The organism is Chitinibacter sp. GC72 (assembly GCF_009760905.1).
Lineage (GTDB): Bacteria > Pseudomonadota > Gammaproteobacteria > Burkholderiales > Chitinibacteraceae > Chitinibacter.
In genome coordinates this window covers 247,197-266,915 of the sequence record NZ_VIRW01000004.1, presented here as the reverse complement: position 1 = coordinate 266,915, position 19,719 = coordinate 247,197, and the positions used below count along the sequence as shown (strand labels likewise).

General features: G+C 53.6%; 19 protein-coding genes and 1 tRNA gene. 6 read left to right on the top strand and 14 right to left on the bottom strand.

Annotated elements, in window-relative coordinates; all coding sequences use genetic code 11:
* Positions 1 to 39 precede the first annotated feature (39 nt).
* The 5 genes from FLS37_RS06175 to yihA form a co-directional block, all read right to left on the bottom strand.
* Entirely contained in the window at positions 40 to 2,217 is a 2,178-nt protein-coding gene (locus FLS37_RS06175) for a methyl-accepting chemotaxis protein (RefSeq protein WP_157315075.1), read from the bottom strand.
* 37 nt (positions 2,218 to 2,254) lie between these two features.
* A complete protein-coding gene (locus FLS37_RS06170; RefSeq protein WP_157315074.1) occupies positions 2,255 to 2,728 on the bottom strand; it encodes a chemotaxis protein CheW in 474 nt (157 codons plus the stop codon).
* Positions 2,729 to 2,791: 63 nt separating this feature from the next.
* Positions 2,792 to 3,154, bottom strand: a complete 363-nt coding sequence (locus FLS37_RS06165; RefSeq protein ID WP_157315073.1) for a PleD family two-component system response regulator — start codon at positions 3,152 to 3,154, stop codon at positions 2,792 to 2,794.
* Between the two features lie 27 nt (positions 3,155 to 3,181).
* Positions 3,182 to 3,565, bottom strand: a complete 384-nt coding sequence (gene pilG, locus FLS37_RS06160) for a twitching motility response regulator PilG (RefSeq protein ID WP_157315072.1) — start codon at positions 3,563 to 3,565, stop codon at positions 3,182 to 3,184.
* A gap of 308 nt (positions 3,566 to 3,873) precedes the next feature.
* Positions 3,874 to 4,503 carry a ribosome biogenesis GTP-binding protein YihA/YsxC gene (yihA, locus tag FLS37_RS06155; RefSeq protein ID WP_157315071.1) on the bottom strand — a complete coding sequence of 210 codons (630 nt, stop codon included), beginning with the start codon at positions 4,501 to 4,503 and terminating at the stop codon, positions 3,874 to 3,876.
* A gap of 134 nt (positions 4,504 to 4,637) precedes the next feature.
* Here yihA and FLS37_RS06150 point away from each other — a divergent pair, with 134 nt between their 5' ends.
* The 4 genes from FLS37_RS06150 to FLS37_RS06135 all read left to right on the top strand — a co-directional run bounded on the left by FLS37_RS06150 (position 4,638) and on the right by FLS37_RS06135 (position 9,239).
* Positions 4,638 to 5,252 (top strand): cytochrome c, encoded by a 615-nt coding sequence (locus FLS37_RS06150; protein WP_157315070.1) that lies wholly within the window; start codon positions 4,638 to 4,640, stop codon positions 5,250 to 5,252.
* 71 nt (positions 5,253 to 5,323) lie between these two features.
* A complete protein-coding gene (locus FLS37_RS06145) occupies positions 5,324 to 7,348 on the top strand; it encodes a cytochrome c biogenesis protein ResB (RefSeq protein ID WP_157315069.1) in 2,025 nt (674 codons plus the stop codon).
* A gap of 5 nt (positions 7,349 to 7,353) precedes the next feature.
* On the top strand, positions 7,354 to 8,472 hold the full coding sequence (gene ccsB / locus FLS37_RS06140) for a c-type cytochrome biogenesis protein CcsB (RefSeq protein WP_157315068.1): 1,119 nt from the start codon (positions 7,354 to 7,356) through the stop codon (positions 8,470 to 8,472).
* A gap of 245 nt (positions 8,473 to 8,717) precedes the next feature.
* The gene (locus FLS37_RS06135) at positions 8,718 to 9,239 is read left to right on the top strand and encodes a hypothetical protein (RefSeq protein WP_157315067.1); all 522 of its coding nucleotides are present in this window, start codon (positions 8,718 to 8,720) and stop codon (positions 9,237 to 9,239) included.
* Here FLS37_RS06135 and FLS37_RS06130 read toward each other — a convergent pair.
* The 9 genes from FLS37_RS06130 to FLS37_RS06090 all read right to left on the bottom strand — a co-directional run bounded on the left by FLS37_RS06130 (position 9,236) and on the right by FLS37_RS06090 (position 16,496).
* On the bottom strand, positions 9,236 to 10,333 hold the full coding sequence (locus tag FLS37_RS06130; protein WP_157315066.1) for a GTP-binding protein: 1,098 nt from the start codon (positions 10,331 to 10,333) through the stop codon (positions 9,236 to 9,238). The two genes, FLS37_RS06135 and FLS37_RS06130, sit on opposite strands and share 4 nt — an antisense overlap.
* Positions 10,334 to 10,345: 12 nt before the next feature.
* Complete coding sequence (pth, locus tag FLS37_RS06125; protein WP_157315065.1) at positions 10,346 to 10,963, bottom strand: aminoacyl-tRNA hydrolase; 618 nt, start codon at positions 10,961 to 10,963, stop codon at positions 10,346 to 10,348.
* Between the two features lie 82 nt (positions 10,964 to 11,045).
* On the bottom strand, positions 11,046 to 11,489 hold the full coding sequence (locus FLS37_RS06120; protein WP_157315064.1) for a GNAT family N-acetyltransferase: 444 nt from the start codon (positions 11,487 to 11,489) through the stop codon (positions 11,046 to 11,048).
* A gap of 78 nt (positions 11,490 to 11,567) precedes the next feature.
* Positions 11,568 to 12,146 carry a 50S ribosomal protein L25/general stress protein Ctc gene (locus FLS37_RS06115; RefSeq protein WP_157315063.1) on the bottom strand — a complete coding sequence of 193 codons (579 nt, stop codon included), beginning with the start codon at positions 12,144 to 12,146 and terminating at the stop codon, positions 11,568 to 11,570.
* A 129-nt stretch (positions 12,147 to 12,275) separates the two neighbouring features.
* Positions 12,276 to 13,226 (bottom strand): ribose-phosphate pyrophosphokinase, encoded by a 951-nt coding sequence (locus FLS37_RS06110; protein ID WP_157315062.1) that lies wholly within the window; start codon positions 13,224 to 13,226, stop codon positions 12,276 to 12,278.
* A gap of 62 nt (positions 13,227 to 13,288) precedes the next feature.
* Positions 13,289 to 13,365, bottom strand: a tRNA-Gln gene (locus FLS37_RS06105).
* A gap of 30 nt (positions 13,366 to 13,395) precedes the next feature.
* The gene (gene ispE, locus FLS37_RS06100; RefSeq protein ID WP_232522513.1) at positions 13,396 to 14,316 is read right to left on the bottom strand and encodes a 4-(cytidine 5'-diphospho)-2-C-methyl-D-erythritol kinase; all 921 of its coding nucleotides are present in this window, start codon (positions 14,314 to 14,316) and stop codon (positions 13,396 to 13,398) included.
* Positions 14,295 to 14,831: a lipoprotein insertase outer membrane protein LolB gene (gene lolB, locus FLS37_RS06095; protein WP_157315061.1), complete on the bottom strand. Its 537-nt coding sequence runs from the start codon at positions 14,829 to 14,831 to the stop codon at positions 14,295 to 14,297. The genes ispE and lolB overlap by 22 nt, the downstream gene beginning before the upstream one ends.
* A complete protein-coding gene (locus FLS37_RS06090) occupies positions 14,832 to 16,496 on the bottom strand; it encodes a tetratricopeptide repeat protein (protein WP_198314506.1) in 1,665 nt (554 codons plus the stop codon).
* Positions 16,497 to 16,770: 274 nt separating this feature from the next.
* Between FLS37_RS06090 and mutM the strand changes: the two genes are divergently transcribed.
* Both mutM and FLS37_RS06080 read left to right on the top strand, forming a co-directional pair.
* Complete coding sequence (gene mutM / locus FLS37_RS06085; protein ID WP_157315059.1) at positions 16,771 to 17,586, top strand: bifunctional DNA-formamidopyrimidine glycosylase/DNA-(apurinic or apyrimidinic site) lyase; 816 nt, start codon at positions 16,771 to 16,773, stop codon at positions 17,584 to 17,586.
* Between the two features lie 88 nt (positions 17,587 to 17,674).
* Positions 17,675 to 19,669: a dynamin family protein gene (locus FLS37_RS06080; protein WP_157315058.1), complete on the top strand. Its 1,995-nt coding sequence runs from the start codon at positions 17,675 to 17,677 to the stop codon at positions 19,667 to 19,669.
* Positions 19,670 to 19,719 lie beyond the last annotated feature (50 nt).

The following is a 19,719-nucleotide window of genomic DNA, read 5'->3' as shown; positions in this document are numbered from 1 at the left end:
GAAGGGCTGAGGCAGCGCTCAACCCTCAGGATAGAAAAATTAGGACAGCTTAAAGCCGGAAACGGAAGATTTCAGTTCTGCAGCCAAACCGGTTAACTCACCAACGGCTGCAGCTGATTGCTTCGTGCCTTGCGTGGTTTGTTCGGTAATGGCAAGAATGTCGCGCATGGTTGTTGTTACTTTAGATGCCAAGGCTGTCTGGCCTTCAGTTTCGTGTGCAATTGACTCAATCAGACGTGCCAACTCACGAGACACCTTACCAATTTCAGCAAGCGCCGTACCGGCTGCATCAGACAATTTGGCCCCCTCAACTACCCCTTGAGTAGAGACTTCCATCGCAGCAACGGCATCGTGTGTATCGGCCTGAATTGTTTTTACAATTGCACCGATCTGTTTTGTTGCTTCACCCGAGCGTTCGGCTAGGCGCTGAACCTCTTCGGCAACAACCGAGAAGCCTCGACCTGCTTCACCAGCTGCAGCGGCCTGAATAGCGGCATTCAAGGCCAAAACGTTGGTCTGCTCGGTAATATCGGAAATCAACTCAACAATCTCGCCAATCTCTTGTGATGACTCACCCAGACGTTTAATCCGCTTGGCGGTTTCCTGAATCTGCTCGCGAATCTCGCCCATACCTTTAATCTGGTTATTCACGGCATCTGCACCCTGCTCGGCTACAGTCAGCGAAGTTTGTGCCACATGGGCAGACTCGGCAGCGGTGCTTGATACGCCTTGAATCGAATACACAATTTGCTCGACATTGTGATTGGTTGTTTCAATCTCTTGGGACTGGCGCTGTGCAGCAACAAGCAACTGCTCGGAAATGGCCTGCGCTTCCGTGGTTGCCGATGTAACTTTCTCGGTTGCGCGGTTAATACCAGTAATCAACGCACGCAATTCTTCAATCGTGAAGTTGATCGAGTCAGCAATGGCCCCTGTCAGATCTTCCGTAACCGATGCACGAATGGTCAAGTCACCATCAGCCAAATCACCCATCTCATTGAGCAAGCGCAAAATAGCATCCTGATTCTTGCGATTCTCGGCCTCTGAAGCAATTCGACGCTTAACCGATTCCTGATTGAATACCCGCACCAGCAAGAGCAGGGAGCTCAATGCGGCCACAATCAGCAACAACTCGAAAATACCAACGAGAAAACCGCCTACTTTGTTTTGATATTGCTCGGCCAACTCAACAGAATCAACGAGCAACTTATCCGAATCACGCACGATCGCCTGATTGGCCAAACGAGTATTCACCAGTGGCTGCATATTTTTGGAGAATGAGGCAACAACCACTTCAAAGTCTTTAAACAGAACATTAATCTGCTCTAGTTTTTCAGCCAGCTCGGCCGTTTCAACTGCACGCAGTTGCAAATCGGCATTACCCTCAGAGAAACCCTGCACAATCTCATTAAAGGTTGAAACGTCTTTACCCAGCAAAAATACCACCTCTGGGTTGATCAATTCCGACGCCAGCATGGCATTGGCGTTCTTCGACATCCGCTGAGACAGCATTGACAACTGGTTGGCATAATCGAGCTCGCGGGCATTGGCTCCCGCATCGCTCAACATCGAAGTAAGCTGCTGAGTCTGCTCAAGTAGCTTGGCATCATTTGTATTGATACCGTCAACGCTTTTACCAATGGTAATCAACTGCGGTTTTTGTTTAAGAATGGTTTCTACCGTTGGACGGCTAGGATTGGGCCGATAGGAAGAATTCCAGGTTTCATTCAATTTATCCAGTTGCTCTTTTCCTGACACCTGGAAAAAACTGAAAATACCGCCACCATCGGTCAACTCAAGCAAATTGCTGTCGAACTTCTGGTAAGCCTCTTCAAGAATGGCAAACGAATCCGCGTTACCCTGAACGGCCTGATTGGACGCACGAGCCAGACGCTGCGAAAGCATCTGCATTTCTGTTGCAATGGCCTGATGGCGGGCATTATTTTCAGCGGCACGGAATGATAAAAATGCGGTCAGGGCAAACAGGATAAGGCTGCTCAACATCACAACCAGCAAGATCGCCATTTGTTGCCGTGGTGGCATATGCCCGATCACAGGTAATGGCTTGAGTGCTTGCGAATCGCCAGCCTCGGGAAGACGCATTTTGTCCAGAATCCATGTTGTCCTGGACGGATCAAATGACTGCTTTTTAGCCGTAGTTTTACCCGCTTGGTCACTACCGGAAAAAAGCCCTTTAATCTTATCTAACACACCCATTGCAGCCTCCCAAACCACATCCGTTGTGATCTAATTTTTATGCGATACCTGTTTGCAAAAAGCTCGGTTGTGCAACCAGCTCCGCGACATTTAATGTTTTCCACAGCTGGCCTGCCGCATCCTGATATAAGTCACCAGTCCATGGCGATAAATCTGCAGAACGGGGTATAGGAGTCAAATCCGCCAAATGCTTTAAACCCAGCATGCGATTGACCAATATGGCGGCATGAGGCAAATGGCGAGCCTGCAGCAAAATCAGCCGTGACATCGCAGAGAATCCAGGATTGGTGATGCCGAAAAAGGCCGGCAAATCAGACACACTGACCAAGTTACCACGAATATTGGCAACGCCTTTAAACCAAGAAAAGCCCAATGGCACAGAGGCCACCGCAGGTACAGGCATCACTTCGGCAACGTCGGACAAATCAACCAGCCAATTTTCGGTACCAATCATTAGCCCCAATCGGGCGTCGACCTGAGCGACGGCTGCTGCGCTTTGCAATCGGCTCATCACCCCCTGCTGGTACTCCCGCAAACTAATGCGTTTTGCCATTTGATACACCCATCCAGTTAATTACAGACTGGCAATTTTGTTGAGCAACTCTTGCGAATCGACAGGCTTCACGACGTACTCAACCGCACCTTGGCGCTTGGCCCAAACCATGTCAGTTTCCTGATTTTTGGACGTGCACATGATAATCGGAATATTTTTTGTCGCTTCATCGCGGCTGATGGTGCGGGTAGCCTGAAAACCGTTCATGCCTGGCATCACAACATCCATCAGGATCAGGTCAGGCATCAGCTCTTTGGTCTTGAGCACAGCCTCTTCGCCCGACTCCAGAGTCATGATCTGAAAGCCATTTTTAGTGAGCAACTCACCGAGAAAATGACGCTCGGTAGGAGAATCATCAACAATCAGAATCTTTTTGATCGCCATAATGCTTTATGTCCATAGATAAAAAATTCAAACAATCCCCGCGTGCACACGCACTGCGGCTAACAAACTGTCTTTGGTAAATGGCTTGGTCAGATACTCATCCGAACCCACCATGCGGCCACGCGCACGATCAAACAAGCCATCCTTGGAGGAAAGCATCACCACCGGAGTAGCCTTGAAACGGGGGTTTTTCTTGATCAAGGAGCAAGTCTGGTAACCATCAAGACGAGGCATCATCACATCAACAAAAATCACGGTTGGATGATGATCGGCGATTTTCGCCAAGGCATCAAACCCGTCTTCAGCCAGAATGACTTCACACCCAGCTTGCCCTAGAAAAATTTCAGCGCTGCGGCGAATGGTATTGCTATCGTCAATTACCATGACCTTTACACCCGCTAAATTGGACATGACACTCCCCTGGATTAGGCTGCAGGCCTTCGCGCTCAGCCATAACTAGCAACGATAACACACCAAAACAAAAGTAGATGCTATCAAGATCAGTTTTAGTTTTAAGGGAAAAATCATATGCTGCGTCCCTGTATTAGACAAGGGCAACGAGGAAAGCGTAGAAAAAAAGAAACCCCAGTCCGAAATTGGCAAGACTGGGGCCACAGATTGCTCCCGATCAAGGAGCCCCGCTCAGGGAGGAAAAGCGGGAGGTGCAGGGGCGCACCTACAGAGTAAGATAGCCGTCCTGACTCAATTCGCAAGGAGAATCATTCTCCGTCTATCGGCTCAAGCAATTCGCTTTGTTGCTGCACATTTTCAAACCAGCCACCAATCACGTTCTCAACCTCGGCCACGCCCTGCTTTTTCAAACTAGAGAACAGCTGCACAGTAATTTGCGGGTTATTTTTAAACTCATCCTTCACGCCACGCAGAGCCAGTACTTTTTCCTGATTATTCAATTTATCCGATTTGGTCAGCACACAATGCACCGGCTTGCCCGTAGGCAAAAAGAATTCCAGCATCACGCGATCCAGATCGGTCAATGGGCGACGGCTATCCATAATCAAAACCAGACCAATCAGATTCGGGCGGCTTTCAAGGTATTTGCCCAGCAAACCCTGCCAGTGGCGGCGTACCGCTTCAGGTACGGCGGCATAACCATAGCCGGGTAAGTCAACCAGACGGCGCTCGGCGCCGAAATCAAAGTAATTAATATGCTGGGTACGGCCAGGCGTTTTTGATACATAGGCCAGCCGGGTGTGATTGGCCAGCGTATTGATAGCGCTTGATTTGCCCGCGTTGGAACGTCCGGCAAATGCCACCTCGACCCCCTCGGGTGGAAGTGCTTTTAAATCATTGACAGTAGTAAGAAAAGTGAGGCCTTGAAATAGGGACATCTGTGAGCGCCATAGTGGTTTGTATCGGGGTCTTGCTATAGAATACCAGCATTTGATAGACCATCGTCGGCATACTAGGGTGAAAACCCACAAACAAACGACCGACGTACGCTTAAAATTATGGGAGCGGATTTATGCGCAGCATGACTGTGGCGGTAAAGCTAGCAGCATTTTTGATGATGGCACCGGCTGTTTTTGCCGCAGGTACCAAAGGTGACCCTGCCAAAGGGAAAGTAATTGTCGATCAAGTCTGCGCAGCCTGTCATGGCGCCGATGGTAATAGCGTTGCCAGTGCCAATCCAAGCCTGGCTGGCCAGCACCCAGAATATATCGTGAAGCAATTGCAGGAATTCAAAGCGCAAAAGCGTAAAAATCCGGTCATGCTCGGCATGGCAACGCCGCTGTCAGCCGCTGATATGGCCAATGTTGCAGCTTACTACAGCCAGCAAACGCCCAAAGCCAAAGGCGCATCAAACAAAGACCTGATCGAAGCGGGCAAGAAAATCTACCGTGGTGGCATTGCCAGCAAGAATGTTCCTGCCTGTATGGCCTGTCACGGCCCTTCTGGCTCGGGTATCCCGGGTCAATACCCGCGCCTGTCTAGCCAGCATGCGTCTTACACCACCGCACAACTCACCGCCTTCCGTGTTGGCGAGCGCACCAATAATCAGGTGATGAGCGAAATTGCGGCCAAATTGTCGGATCAGGAAATTAAAGCCGTTTCCGAGTATATCCAGGCTATTCATTAATCACTGATTAGGAACTGTTTGCTCTTGCAGCAGACCAAGAGGGGTCGCGATCAAGCGCCCCCTTTTTTGTTATGACTCAAAATACCCGCCACACCTCTTTTTCGCGTGCTTTGTTTGAACTGCTGTCATCCATGCGCTTTGCCATCAGCTTGCTGACCATTCTGGCAATTGCATCGATTATCGGCACGGTACTCAAGCAGAATGAGCCTTACGTTAATTACCGCGTCGAGTTTGGCGACTTCTGGTTTAGCATTTTTCAGCCGCTTGGCTTGTTTGACGTTTACCATTCAAGCTGGTTTTTGCTGATTCTGGCGTTTCTGGTTTTATCGACCAGCTTGTGCATCTGGCGGCACTTCCCCGGCGTTGTACGGGACATTAAAGGTTATCGCGAAAAAGCCAGCGCCAATTCTTTGCGCCTGATGGGTCATCACGCTGAAACCGGCATCGCGCTCGCCCCACAAGCCATCACCGAGCACCTCACCCAGCACGGCTATCGCTTCAAAACCCGGCAGGACGGTGAAGTCACGCTGATCGCAGGCAAAAAAGGCAGCTGGCAAAAGCTGGGCTACCTGTTTGCCCACGCGGCCATTGTGGTCATCTGTATTGGTGGCTTGATGGATGGCAATTTGCCGCTCAAGCTACTGGAAACCAGCGGACAGAAAACGCCGGAAACCCGTGATATACCGCAAAGCCAGATTCCGCCCAGTGCGCGCCTTGAGAGTAATAATCTGTCTTTCCGTGGCAATGTCACGCTCTCGGAGGGTGGCTCGGCCTCGGTGGTGTTTCTGAATGCCGGGCAAGGCTATTTTGTGCAGGAGCTGCCATTTGTGCTCCAGCTCAAGAAGTTTCACATCGAGCACTACTCAACCGGCATGCCCAAGCTATTTGCCAGTGATGTGGACGTACTGGATTTGCACAGCGGCAAAATCATTCAAAGCGGCACCGTCAAAGTAAACCACCCGCTGATTGTCGATGGCATCGCGATTTATCAGGCCAGCTTTGGCGATGGCGGCTCAGGCTTGGATTTTGTGCAGTGGGACCTGAATAGTGGCAAAACCCAGCCACTAAAAACGCGCTCGCAAACCACGCAGTCACTCAACCTAGGGCAAGCGCAATATCAGCTGGAAGTGGGCGATTTGCGGCCATTCAATATTGAAGATCTGGGCAAAACACAGGCCGCCACCTCAACAATGGCCGTCGATCAGCTGCAGGAAGCGATGGCCAGCGCACAATCGGTGCGCAGCGATAAAAACCTGCGCAATCTGGGGCCCATGATCCAGTTCAAACTGCGAGACGATACCGGTCAGGCGGTGGAATACCAGAACTATATGGCGCCTTTCTTTGAAAACGACGCCAGCTATTTTATGACGGGTATACGTCGGGAAGTCTCTGCACCATTCAGCTTCGTGCGCATACCCTTTGACAATGACATGAAGCTTGATACCTTCATGCGCTTGCGCCGCGCTATTCTGGATCCGAATCTGCATGTGGAGATTGCGCGCCGTACCGCCGCCAAAGCGCAGGCCGGAGGCGGTGTTTCGGCGGAAAGCCAAGCTCAATTTGCCGATGTCACCCGTAATGTCCTGACCCAGTTTGCCAGCGGCGGTCTGCCAGCAATCGATCGCTTTATCGCCGAAAAAGTCCCTGCAGACAAACGCACTGCCGTGGCGCAGACTTACTTGAAAATCTTGCAAGGCGCGATGATTGACGCCATGGATGTCACCCAAGAGCAGGCCGGATTGCCAGCCGTTCCTGTCAACGAAGCGCAGTACCGGTTTCTGATGGACAGCCTGGTGGCCAGCAGCCAGCTGTTTGACTATGGCGCTCCTACCCTGCTGCAATTGAGCGGATTTGACGAAGTGAAAGCCAGCGGCTTCCAGCTCACACGTTCACCAGGGAAAAACGTCGTTTATCTGGGCTCATTACTGCTGATTCTGGGCGTGTTCTGCATGTTCTATGTCCGGGAAAACCGGATCTGGGTTCGCCTCAGCCCGCAGGGCACCTTGCTGGCAATGAGCAGCAATCGTAAAACTCCAGAGCTGGAAAAAGAATTCTCAATGCATCGCGATGCCTTGATCAACGAAACCAAAGAGTAACCATCATGACCTCACTCTTGCAAACGCGCCGCTGGCCTGATTTTGTTTTTGCCGCGATCATCATCGCCACAGGCTTGCTAACCTGGAAGCTGTACGGCAATTACCTTGATTATTACGAGCAAGGCATTCTGATCGGCTCGGCTGCGGGCTTGATCTGGCTGGGCTGGTTCTGGGCACCGCTACGCTGGTTTTTCCCGCTGTGTGGCGCAGTTGCGCTTGGCAGTATCGCCCTGTATCAGGGCGAGCTGGCGCGCGGGCAAAGCGCTTTCTGGCTGAAATATGTCCTAGCCAGCCAGTCGGCCGTGATGTGGATGTGCGTGCTATTTTTCCTGGCCATGCTGCTGTACTGGCTGGGGATGTTCAAACGCTCGAACACGATACTGGGCATCGCCAGCGGCCTGACCTGGGGTGCGGCGGCGATGGCGATGATTTCCAAGCTGGTTCGCTGGTACGAAAGCTATCTGATTGGCGCCGATGTTGGCCATATTCCGGTCTCCAATCTGTACGAAGTCTTTATTCTGTTCTGCCTGATGACGGCGCTGATGTATCTGTATTACGAAGCCAAATTCAACGCCAAAGCAATGGGCGCATTTGTCTTGCCGATTATTTGTGCCGCGGTGGCCTTTATCATCTGGTATTCATTTGATCGTCAGGCGCACGAGATTCAACCCCTGATTCCGGCACTGCAATCGTGGTGGATGAAAATCCACGTACCGGCCAATTTTGTCGGCTACGGGGCCTTTGCCTTGTCGGCGATGCTGGGCATTGCGCAGTTGATGGTCTCGAGAGGCTGGCTGGTCAATCGCCTGCCTAGCTACGACACGCTGGGCGAAGTCATGTACAAGGCCATTGCGGTGGGTTTTCTGTTCTTCACCATTGCCACCGTGCTGGGTGCCATGTGGGCGGCCGATGCCTGGGGTGGCTACTGGAGCTGGGACCCGAAAGAAACCTGGGCGCTGATCGTCTGGCTCAATTACGCCGCGTGGCTGCATATTCGCCTGGTCAAAGGCTGGCGCGGCGATGTGCTGGCGTGGTGGGCGGTGATTGGCCTGCTAATCACCACATTTGCCTTCATCGGTGTGAATATGTTCCTCTCCGGCCTGCATTCCTACGGCGGTCTGTAAACCTCACAATAACGCAGATGATGGCCGACCCGGACGCCATCATCTGCAACCATTTCGCCACACCACCAGCAAGTGCTGCAGTGCAGCGCAAGCCCTCACGAATACTGGGTTTCCCCGTCTTTTCACCAGAAAAACACGCCGCTATTATGCTGATGTAACAATTTGATATGTTCAAGGCTGAAAGCAGGCTTTAACATGATTTCCCCGCATACCTCTACATTGCATGCAAGCTCACGGTCATTGCCATGAATAATAACACCCTGTTTTTCCGGACCGAACTCGGCAATCACGAGCTGCAAGCACGCACGCCCGGCTTTCCGATCAAGCAAAGACAATTGTTATTTCTGGTTGACGGACAAAAACGGATTGAGGATATGCTGGCCTTTAATCCGGACATCGAAGATTTAAAACTGCGCCTAGTCAAACTACAGGAAATGGGGCTGATCGCCACCGAGGATCTCAAATCCTTCGCCATGCCTAGTATTTTTGACGCCACCATTCAGGGCGAACCCGAGCCAGTGAGCAACAACAAGGCGCTACCCTCTGCCAAAGCCCTGCAGAATGTGCGCCGCATTATCACGATGACCGACCAGACCTATCTGGGCAACAAGCTTGAATTCATGCTGACCGATGTATTTGACGTGCTAAAAAGCACCGACGAGCTGCAATTCTGTATTGACCGCTGGCAAAGGGCGATGCGAGAAGCCGGGCATAGTGACCTAGCCGATAGCTATATGTGGCAAATCCGCAGCGCGCTCAGCGATTAAAGCGGCGTCATCAAGCAAGCGAGTAATCGCGCTTCCAGCGGCGCCCAATCAGGCGCGGCGCTGGCTTGGACAATCACTTCAAAACGGCTATCGCGGCGGTAAGCGCTCGGCGCTGCGCCCACCATGCCTTCGACCCAATCAAAGCGATACCAGTCGCGCTCGGTTTGAAAAACACCCTTTGCGCGGCTTAACCCACGCAAACTCAATCCGGCCTCAGCATTCAGACCAGACTCGAGCGCTCCCTGCTCACCTTGCGGCGAAAGTTCATCAAACAATGCCGCCACTTTGGCACTGGCAAACAGCACTTGTGGCGGAAAAATCCAGCCGCAGCTATGCGAGCCCATACTTGATTGCTGCTTGCGCACCGGCCAAGCTGTCGGCTCAGTGGGCTCAGTCGCCACGCTGACCTTGCGGCGCGGCATCAGTCGGTGGGAGTGCGTCTGGGCGATCGACTCCGGCACATCGGGCCAGCGCTCGGGATGTAATTCCAGATCAAGCATTTCGGGCGCAAAAACGCCTTGCCTTGCGTGCGCTACCGCCAGCTTGGGCGGAAATTGCGCTGCGGCCATTTTTTCAGCGATGGCGATTTGCTCGGCATCGGCCAGATCGCATTTATTTAAAATCAGTACATCAGCCAGCTGCAGTTGATCACGCCAGGTTTCGTGTGTGGTATAGCGGCTATCGTTTAAATGTCGCGGGTCGAGCAGGGTGACAATCGCGCGCAATTCAAACGCGCTGGCCAGCATGGGATCGCGGAGCAAATCAACTATACCCGCCGGGTGTCCCAGGCCAGAGGGCTCAATCAGCAAGCGGTCTGGCCGTATACCCCTTGCCAGCTTAGTCAAAGTCACGCGCAACTGCGGGCTGGTCGTACAGCAAATGCAGCCGCCAGGCACTTCCGCCACCTGCAAACCCTCACCCGCCACCGACAGGCTGGCGCCATCAATGCCCACCTCGCCAAATTCATTCACCACAATCGCCCAATATTCGTTGGTAGGCTTATTGGCCAGCAGATTCATCAAGGCCGTGGTTTTGCCCACGCCGAGAAAACCAGTGACGATATTAACGGGGATGGGCGTTCTGGCTTCACTCATGGCTTGATTTCTTTATTCAGCAGCTTTGGGGGCGGGTTTGTGCTCGCGTTTTTTGCTCTCGTCGGTGTGCAGCAAACTCATTGCCGGGCCCGATTGCCCGGCGAGCAGTTTGGGCAGCACTACCAGCGATTTGATCAGCGCATCGTCGATCAAAGCTTGTTCTTCTTTACGTGGCGGTTTGAGGACAAAATTCGCCACTTCGGTCTTATTGCCCGGATGCCCTACGCCAAGACGCAAACGCCAGAAATTGGGCGTACCCAGATGTGCCTGAATATCACGCAAACCATTGTGGCCACCATGCCCACCGCCTTGCTTGAGCTTGGCTAGACCCGGCGCGATATCAAGCTCGTCGTGCACGACCAGGATTTCATCAGGCAGGATTTTATAAAACTGCGCCAAAGCCACCACCGCCAAGCCGCTGCGGTTCATAAAGGTTTGCGGCTGCAAGAGCCAGACTTCGTGCCCGGAGATATTGACCCGGCCAATCAGGCCGTGAAATTTGCTGTCGTGGCGCAGCATAATTTTGCCGTCGCGCGCGAGCTGATCGACCAGCCAAAAGCCAGCATTATGCCGCGTGGCCTCATAGTCAGCACCGGGATTACCCAAACCTACGATTAATTTGATTGCCATATCCAACTCAATAAATAACCCGCAAAACGATCGGGCACATGATACCGCACACAGGCTCAAACAGCCCAAACAGGCTAACTAGCTAGCTGGCACCATACTCCATGATTTCCTCATCTGCACTCAGCACCTGCACCGAATGCCAGCCCTGCTGACGATAAAAACCATAAGCTCTTAAGCTCGGATCAGGCACGGCGCTGAGCCAGATTCGCGCCGCAGCGTGTGCCTGCAAAGTGGCCACCGCTTGCGCAAGCAACTTCCGGCCAATGCCCAAACCCTCGTATTCAGGTGCAACGGCCAATACCAGCATTTCACCAGAGCGCACATCAACAGCGCAAAAACCGGCATAACACCCATCCAGCTCGCACAGCCAACCTATATGCCAACCTTGCTCCAGCGCAATAGCGCTACTACCTAGGGTAATACCCAATGCTTCCAGCTGAGCCAAAGATACCGGGTTTTCCCGCGTCCGGGCGCGCAAAGCAAACAGATGCGGCAAATCGTCGGCTTGTGTTTTTCTAATCAGCATTATTTTCCGCCAGATTGATATGAAAAAACCCCGCCAAAGCGGGGTTTCTCGTCAGGCAATGCCGAACAGGAAAAGGGATTAGCCTTTTGCGCCGTTGAGCAAAGACACAGCCAGATCCGCGCCACGCAGCAGGGATACCAGTTGTACGCCTTCTGGCAATACCAGATCAGACAAGTGAACTGACAGATTACCAACCGCCAATTTAGATTGGTCAACGGTAATGAATTCTGGCAATTTAGAAGCAACGCAACGAACCATTACTTCGTTCAGTACGTTACTGATCGCGCCGCCTTGCAGCTTAACGCCCAGACACGTATCAGCACCAACAAAGTGCAGTGGCACTTTCAGTTCGATCACAGAGTCAGCAGTCACACGTTGGAAATCGATGTGCTGTACTTGCTGTTTGAACGGGTGGTATTGAACTGCACGTACCAGAACTTGTTCAGCAGCACCGCCGTCGATCGACAAATTGATCAGCGCAGTGTGGAATTTCTCGTCTTGCAGCGTGTAGTACATGCTGTTGTGATCCAGATTAATCGCTGTAGGGGCAACAGAGCCACCGTAAACGATACCTGGCAATTGACCGGCTTTACGCAGGCGGCGGCTCGCACCAGTGCCCTGCTTTGCGCGGCTTGTAGCATTCAATTCGAAAGTCATTTTAAAACTCCAGTATGGAAATAAACATCTGCCCCCCGCGACCAGAGAAGCAAATGATTCGAGGGTATCGCCCTCGAACTCTTTTACAACAAAGCCTACAGGCATATACCCATAGGCTTTATCAAATCTTTAATCAACGAACAGGCTGGAAACCGACTCTTCGTTATTGATGCGGCGCATGGTTTCAGCCAGCAATCCGGCAATCGATACGACACGGACACGGCCGCTGGCTTGCGCTTCTTCCGACACCGGAATCGTATCGGTCACCACGACTTCATCCAGAGCCGATTGCAAGATACGCTCAACCGCAGCGCCAGAGAACACCGGATGCGTGGCGTAAGCCATGACTTTTTTCGCGCCGAATTTTTTCAGCGCTTCAGCGGCTTTACATAGCGTATTGGCGGTATCGATCATGTCGTCGATGATGATACAAGTACGATCTTTCACGTCACCGATGATGTGCATCACCTCAGCCACATTGGCTTTCGGGCGCCGCTTGTCGATGATCGCCATATCCACGCCCAACTGTTTCGCCATCGCACGAGCGCGCAATACGCCGCCAACGTCGGGAGAAACAATCATCAGGTCTTCGTGGTTTTTGGCGCGAATATCGGCCAGCAACACCGGCGTTGAATAGATATTATCAACAGGAATATCAAAGAAGCCCTGGATCTGGTCGGCATGTACATCAACGGTCAGCACACGGTCAACACCAGCGACTTGCAGCATGTTGGCGACGATTTTGGCTGAGATCGGTACGCGAGCAGAACGTGGGCGACGATCCTGACGGGCATAACCAAAGTATGGAATGGCTGCGGTGATCCGGCCTGCAGAGGCGCGTTTCAGGGCATCAACCATCAGCATCATTTCCATGATGTTGTCGTTGGTCGGCACACAGGTCGATTGCAATACAAAAACGTCGCGACCGCGTACGTTTTCAAGCAACTCTACCGTCACTTCGCCATCGGAGAAACGGCCAACGGTGGCGCGTCCCAATGAAATGTCGAGGTGGTTTACTACACGTTCAGCAAGACGCGGGTTAGCGTTGCCGGTAAATACCATGAGGCTGTCGTAAGCCATTTCCGTTTCCTGAAAAAACGAAAAGCGTGTAATTGGTGATTACACGCTTTTCTTTTTATAGGTGGCAGGGGAAGAAGGATTCGAACCTTCGCATGTCGGAATCAAAATCCGATGCCTTAACCAACTTGGCGACTCCCCTAACGATGCTGTAGCAAGTTAATCCAGAAGACTAATCAAGTACAAAATCGAATAACTGGTGCTGACTCAGTGTTGAACTAACAAAACCGGTCATCTCTTTAGGAAGGCAGGATATTACGGCATTTGCCTGATTTTGTGAAGCGTTTTTTTCACCGCTTTCCCCAACAAAACATGCAAACACGCAGCTGCCAGACCCGGTCATTCGCGCTGGTGCATACTGGCTAAGCCATTGGATATGCTGTGCAATTGCCGGATACTTCCTCACCGCAACACTTTCCAGATCGTTCCGCAGAACGCGCCAGTCGGCCTCGCCGTCGAGGAGCGAAACTCTAAGTGATGGCGTATCCCTTGTCAACCCGGCGTCGCCGAAAATCGCTGGCGTCGGCACGTGAACTTGGGGGTGCAAAACCACAAAAGTCGCTGCTTCGGTTTCAATTGGCGTCATGATTTCGCCAATTCCCTCAACCAGCGCATTGCGGCCAAAAATGAAGAACGGCACGTCTGCGCCCAGTTGCACACCCAGATCCATCAACGGCTGGCGGCGCAGATTAAGCTGCCACAGGCGATTGAGCGCCAGCAGTACGGTTGCGGCATCCGAGCTACCGCCGCCCATACCGCCGCCCATCGGCAGCCGTTTATCGACGCGAATATCAACACCCAAATTCGTTCCACTCGCCACTTGCAGCAATCGGGCGGCCCGAACGGTCAGATCGCTGTCGGCAGGCACATCCGGCATTGGATTGTGGTGAACAATCTGCCCGTCATTGCGCACACGCAGCCAGATGGTATCGTGCACATCGACCAGCTGAAATATCGATTCAAGCAAATGGTAGCCATCAGCCCGGCGGCCAACGATGTGCAAAAACAGATTGAGCTTGGCCGGTGCGGGATAAGCCGCAAAGCCCTGCGCGTCAACAGGCGGGATATAGCTCATGGTGCTGCAGTATTCCATTCGGTAATCATGATGCGAACTTTCAGATCAGCGCGCGATAGCTCGATGCGATACGGATAAGTGCCCGAGCGATAATCGCTGGCACTGATTCGCCAGCCATTTTGTATTAATACCTCGCCATCGCGCTCATACGGCGTATCGGGTCTAGCCTGCCCACGCAGCCACCAGCGCAAGCCTGACACGGGCAATTGCAAACCGGTGAGCGTGTGCAACAGCGCTTCGGGATCGTCAGCGCGGTCTATCTGCGTACCGCGATTAAGCTCCGCCAGGCGGATAGTATCGCCCTGATAATGCAGCACCAGCTCGGCCAGCACGCTGCCAAATGGCGTGGACAGGCTGAGCTGATCCTGTGCCGGGCTCGCCAGCCAGACAAACTGGGCAGTATCGGATTGATTGCCCTGACGGATATTCACCTTCCCTTGCGCCGAAAAACCGGCGGCAGGCGGCGAGGGAAGATGCGTACAAGCACCCAGACAAAGTACAGCGCTGGCCAGCACCAGCTTGACGAGCTGCATTTACAGACCCAAACGCTGGCGAACTTCCAGCGCCACTTCGTCATCCGGCTGGATGCTCAATACATCGGTCAGAATTTGCTGCGCTCGCGCCTGCTCATCTTTGCCGCCTTTCACCCACAACACTTCGGCCAGATGCGCCCCCACCTCAGCATCCGGCATCAGCTGGTAGGCTTTTTCCAGCAAGCTCAAAGCTTCAGACAGACGCCCCTGCTTGAAACGCAACCAGCCCATCGAATCGAGAATAACCGGATTATCCGGTTGCTGAGCCAGGGCTTTACCCAGCAGGGTATTGGCTTCTACATATCTATTGGTGCGGTTTGCAAGGATATACCCCAGTGCATTCAAACCATTAACGCTATTGGGTTCCATCTCCAGATACTTGCGTAAATCAGCCTCGGCGGCGGCAAAGTCCCCGGCCAGATCAAGATACAGCGAGCGATCGTAATACAGCTCACCCTCGCCGGGCTGCTGCTCAATCGCGCTAGTCAGCACAGCCACGGATTGCGCCAGCTGCTTGCGTTCACGCCAGACTTGCGCAGCGACCTGTGCGTAATCAATCTGATCTTTCAGCGTCTCTCTGGGCAGGGCGGCCAAAGCCTGATCGGCCTTGTCCTGCTGCCCCAGCTTGGCATGCAGGCGCGGAATTCTTGACACAACACCCGCCTGACGCTCGGCGGCCACCTTGCCATACCAGTCCAGCGCCAGCGAATACTGGTGACGCTGTTCAGCCAGCTGCCCCAGATAAGGTGCCAGCTGCGGCACACTTTTTGGATTCATCTGCACGGCACGAGTCAGATACTGCTGGGCTTTGGCTACTTCATTGAGGTGCATGGCCACCAAGCCGCCGCCAACCAAGGCTTCCAGCTGATTGGGATCACGCGACAACACGGTTTCATAGGCTTGATAAGCCTGCAGATATTGCCCAGTGTCGGCTGCAATTCTGGCCTGCATCAGCAAAATGGCACTGGAGCCGGGATTGGCCTTGGCCGCCGCGTTCAGCAGTGCGGTACTGGCTGCAGCGTCTTTACCATCGAGCAATTGCACTTTGTACAAAATGGCAGGCTCCCACTGGGGGCGCAATTTCAGGGCGCTATCGAGTGCCTGCTGAGCCTGATTCGTTTGCTGCGCATGACCATAAGCCAGTGCCAGTGCAAAATAGGCTTCGGGCATGCCCGGATACGCGGCTGCCAGATGCTGGGTGAGCGTCAACACGGCTTCCCGGTCTGCATCCTTGCCCCATAACTGGTGCATTTGCATAAAGAACGGTGCGACTTCCTCCGGCTTGGCGGCAAACATGGCATTCAAATGCACTTCAGCATCAGCAATCCGGTTGCTGCGCAGCAACAAACTGACCATCAACTGGCGGGCTGGCAAGGCAGCGGGCGCAGCCGCAATCCAGATTTCGGTCGCTTCCTGCGCCAGAGCCAGCTGCCCTGAGGCAACGGCCAGCTGTGCCGCGCGCTGCGCCACGCGCGGGTCTTTAGTGCGGCGCGCCGAATCAAGCCAGGCTTCGGTGGCCAGCGGGACATTGCCGCGCTGGGCCGCCACATCGCCGAGCAGGAATCGCATCACCAGCTCGTCATCCAGCTCTTGCTTGGGCAATAGCGCCGGGTCATAGTCGGGCAATGCAGCCCGCTCGCCAGTCTGCGTAGACTCGGCAGCCACGGGCTCCTCCGCTGGCGGCGGAGCTGGGTTGCTCGCACAAGCCGTAACTCCGAATAGCAGGACAGCGAATAAAGCCGAAACGCGCAAGGTCATAAAGATGATCCAATCAGAGAGTAAACACTCGGGCAAAATTTGACATCATATACGCCGCCAAAAACGGTAAGCCAGGCACCCGCATCGCCAGACAAAGCAGCGCAGGCTGTGGCGTATATTAAAGACAGAATGCCGATATTAGGTAAACTAGAACTCAAAGTCCAACCCCAAGCCCGTGACCATGCCCGAATTACCCGAAGTCGAAACCACTCGCCGTGGCATTCAAGACCATCTACTCAATGCCACGATAGAGCAAATCATAGTCCGCAACCCTCGCCTGCGCTGGCCTGTGCCTGCCGATTTATCCGCGCTAGCCAGCGGCGAGCGCATATTGTCAGTGCGGCGGCGTGCCAAATATTTACTGCTTGAGCTGGCCACCGGCAGCATTCTGATACATCTGGGCATGTCCGGCAGCCTGCGGGTACTGACCGAAGCGTTTCCGGCGGAAAAGCACGATCATATCGATCTGGTGTTGCAAAATGGCATACGCCTGCGCTATCGCGATCCGCGCCGCTTTGGAGCCTGGCTGTGGCTGACGGGCAACCCGCTGGAACACCCGCACCTTGCCAGCCTCGGGCCAGAGCCATTAAGCCTTGAATTCAACCCAGCCTATCTGGGTGCACAACTGGCCAATAAACGCACTGCCATCAAACCGCTGATTATGGACAACCATCTGGTCGTCGGCGTGGGTAATATCTACGCGTCCGAATCGCTGTTTCGCGCCCGCATCAACCCGACCAAATCCGGCCAGACTTTAAACGATGCAGAAATCCTGGCGCTGAGCGAGCAGATCAAAGCCACGCTCACCGAAGCGATTGCGGCCGGAGGCAGCACTTTACGGGATTATGTCGATAGCGATGGCAAGGCGGGTTACTTTATGATCAACAGCTATGTGTATGGCCGTGCAGGCCAGCCGTGCCGGGTGTGCGGCACACCCATCAGTCAGATTCGGCAGGCGCAGCGTGCAACTTTCTACTGTCCGCAATGCCAGCATTGACAATCTGACACGCAAGCGGCATAAATCAGAATACGAATAAGGCTTACCCAAGGCCACGCAGACGACGCACAGCGCGTAAGGGGACGAGATGAGTACCGATTACCTGCATCAACAGGAAGTGGCAGCAAACGATCACTTGGTCGCCAACTTTCAGGCCTACAGCGCCTGGCGTGGCAATCTGACGCATTCGATAGCCCAGCTCTCGCGCTGGCTGAATGATCAGGATCTGAACGATTCGCAAACCGCCTTGCGCATTGCCGGCATGATTGAGCGTCTGAAAGAAGACAAACTCAATATCGCCTTTGTTGCCGAGTTCTCGCGCGGCAAATCCGAGCTGATCAATGCCATTTTCTTTGCCCATTATGGCAAACGCATTCTGCCATCGAGCGCTGGCCGCACCACCATGTGTCCGACCGAGCTCTTGCACGATGCGAGCAAAGCACCGTGCCTGCAATTGCTACCGATTGAAACCCGCGCCGACAACGTCACCACCGTTGAATATCGCCGCTATCAGGACGAATGGCACAATATTGCGCTGGATATTGATGACGCCGATTCGATGCAGGAAGCCTTCAAGGAAATCGGCCGCACCCAGCGCGTGAATGTCGAGACAGCCAAAAAATTTGGCCTGTTTGATGAAAGCGACCCGGATCAGGTCGTTGCGCTCGACGCCAACGGCGAGGTCGAAATTCCGTGCTGGCGCCATGCCATCATCAATTTCCCGCACCCGCTACTTGAGCAAGGTCTGGTGATTCTGGATACGCCGGGTCTGAATGCCATCGGTACCGAGCCGGAATTGACGCTGAATTTGCTGCCGAACGCGCACGCGATTCTGTTTATTCTGGCCGCCGACACCGGCGTGACCAAATCGGACATCGAAGTCTGGCGCAATCATATTGTGCGCAACCAGAGCGGCAAACGTGGGCGTCTGGTCGTACTGAACAAAATCGACGGTTTGTGGGACGATCTGAAGTCGGCTGATGAAATCGAAGCCGAAATCGTCAAGCAGGTGAAAACCACCGCCGAACTGCTGGCCATGCCCGCGTCACAGGTTTATCCGGTTTCGGCGCAAAAAGCGCTGGTTGGCAAAGTACAGAACGATGAAAACCTGCTGACCAAATCACGCCTGATGTCGCTGGAAAAAGCGCTGTCGGACGATCTGCTGCCAGGCAAACAGGACATCGTGCGCGACGCCACGCAAAGCGAAGTTGAAGATGTGGTGACGGCCGTGCGCGGCATTTTGCAGGCGCGTCAGGATGGCGTGAAAGAGCAGCTCACCGAGCTGACCGGCTTGCGCGGCAAAAACCAGGACGTCATCGTGCAGATGATGGACAAAGTCCAGCTCGACAAAAAGCAATTCGAGCAAGGTTTGGTGCGCTTTCAGGCGCTGCGCTCAGTCTTTACGCAGCAGACCAACAAGCTGTTTTCACTGCTCGGCAAAGATGCGCTCAAAGCCGAAATCGAGCGCATTCGTGACCAGATGGAACGCAGCCTGTTCTCGTTTGGCGACGGCGGCCTCTCGGCCACAATGGATAAATTCTTTGTCGACGTGAATGGCTCGATTTCCAAATCAGCCGAACAGGTTGCCGAAATCCAGGCCATGATGGCCGCGATGTATAAAAAATTCAGCGAAGAGCACGGCCTGGGTACCGCCACGCCGCCACCGTTCTCAACCTTGAAATATCATAAAGAGCTGGCGCGGCTGGAAAAATCCTTCCGCGAGCATTTCAACACCGTCGGCAATCTGCTCACTACCAGCCGCGGCCGCTTGACGCATAAATTCTTTGAAACCGTCGCCAGCCGCGTGGTGTATGTCTTTGAAGTGGCCAACCGCGATGTCGAAAATTGGCTTAAAGCTGTGATGGCACCGATGGAAACGCAGGTACGCGAGCATCAATTGCAGCTGCGCCGCCGCCTGGAATCGATCAAACGCATCCACAAAGCGACCGACACGCTGGAAGACCGTATCCAGGAACTGGATGAAATGAGCCGCCAGCTGGTCGAGCAAATTGCCGAACTCAACAGCCAGCTGCGCGGTGTTTACGGCGCACTGCACGCCGAGATGCAAAGCAAAGCCGCTTAAATCGCCATAGCCCACAACAACGCCGCATATTTGCGGCGTTTTTTATTGAT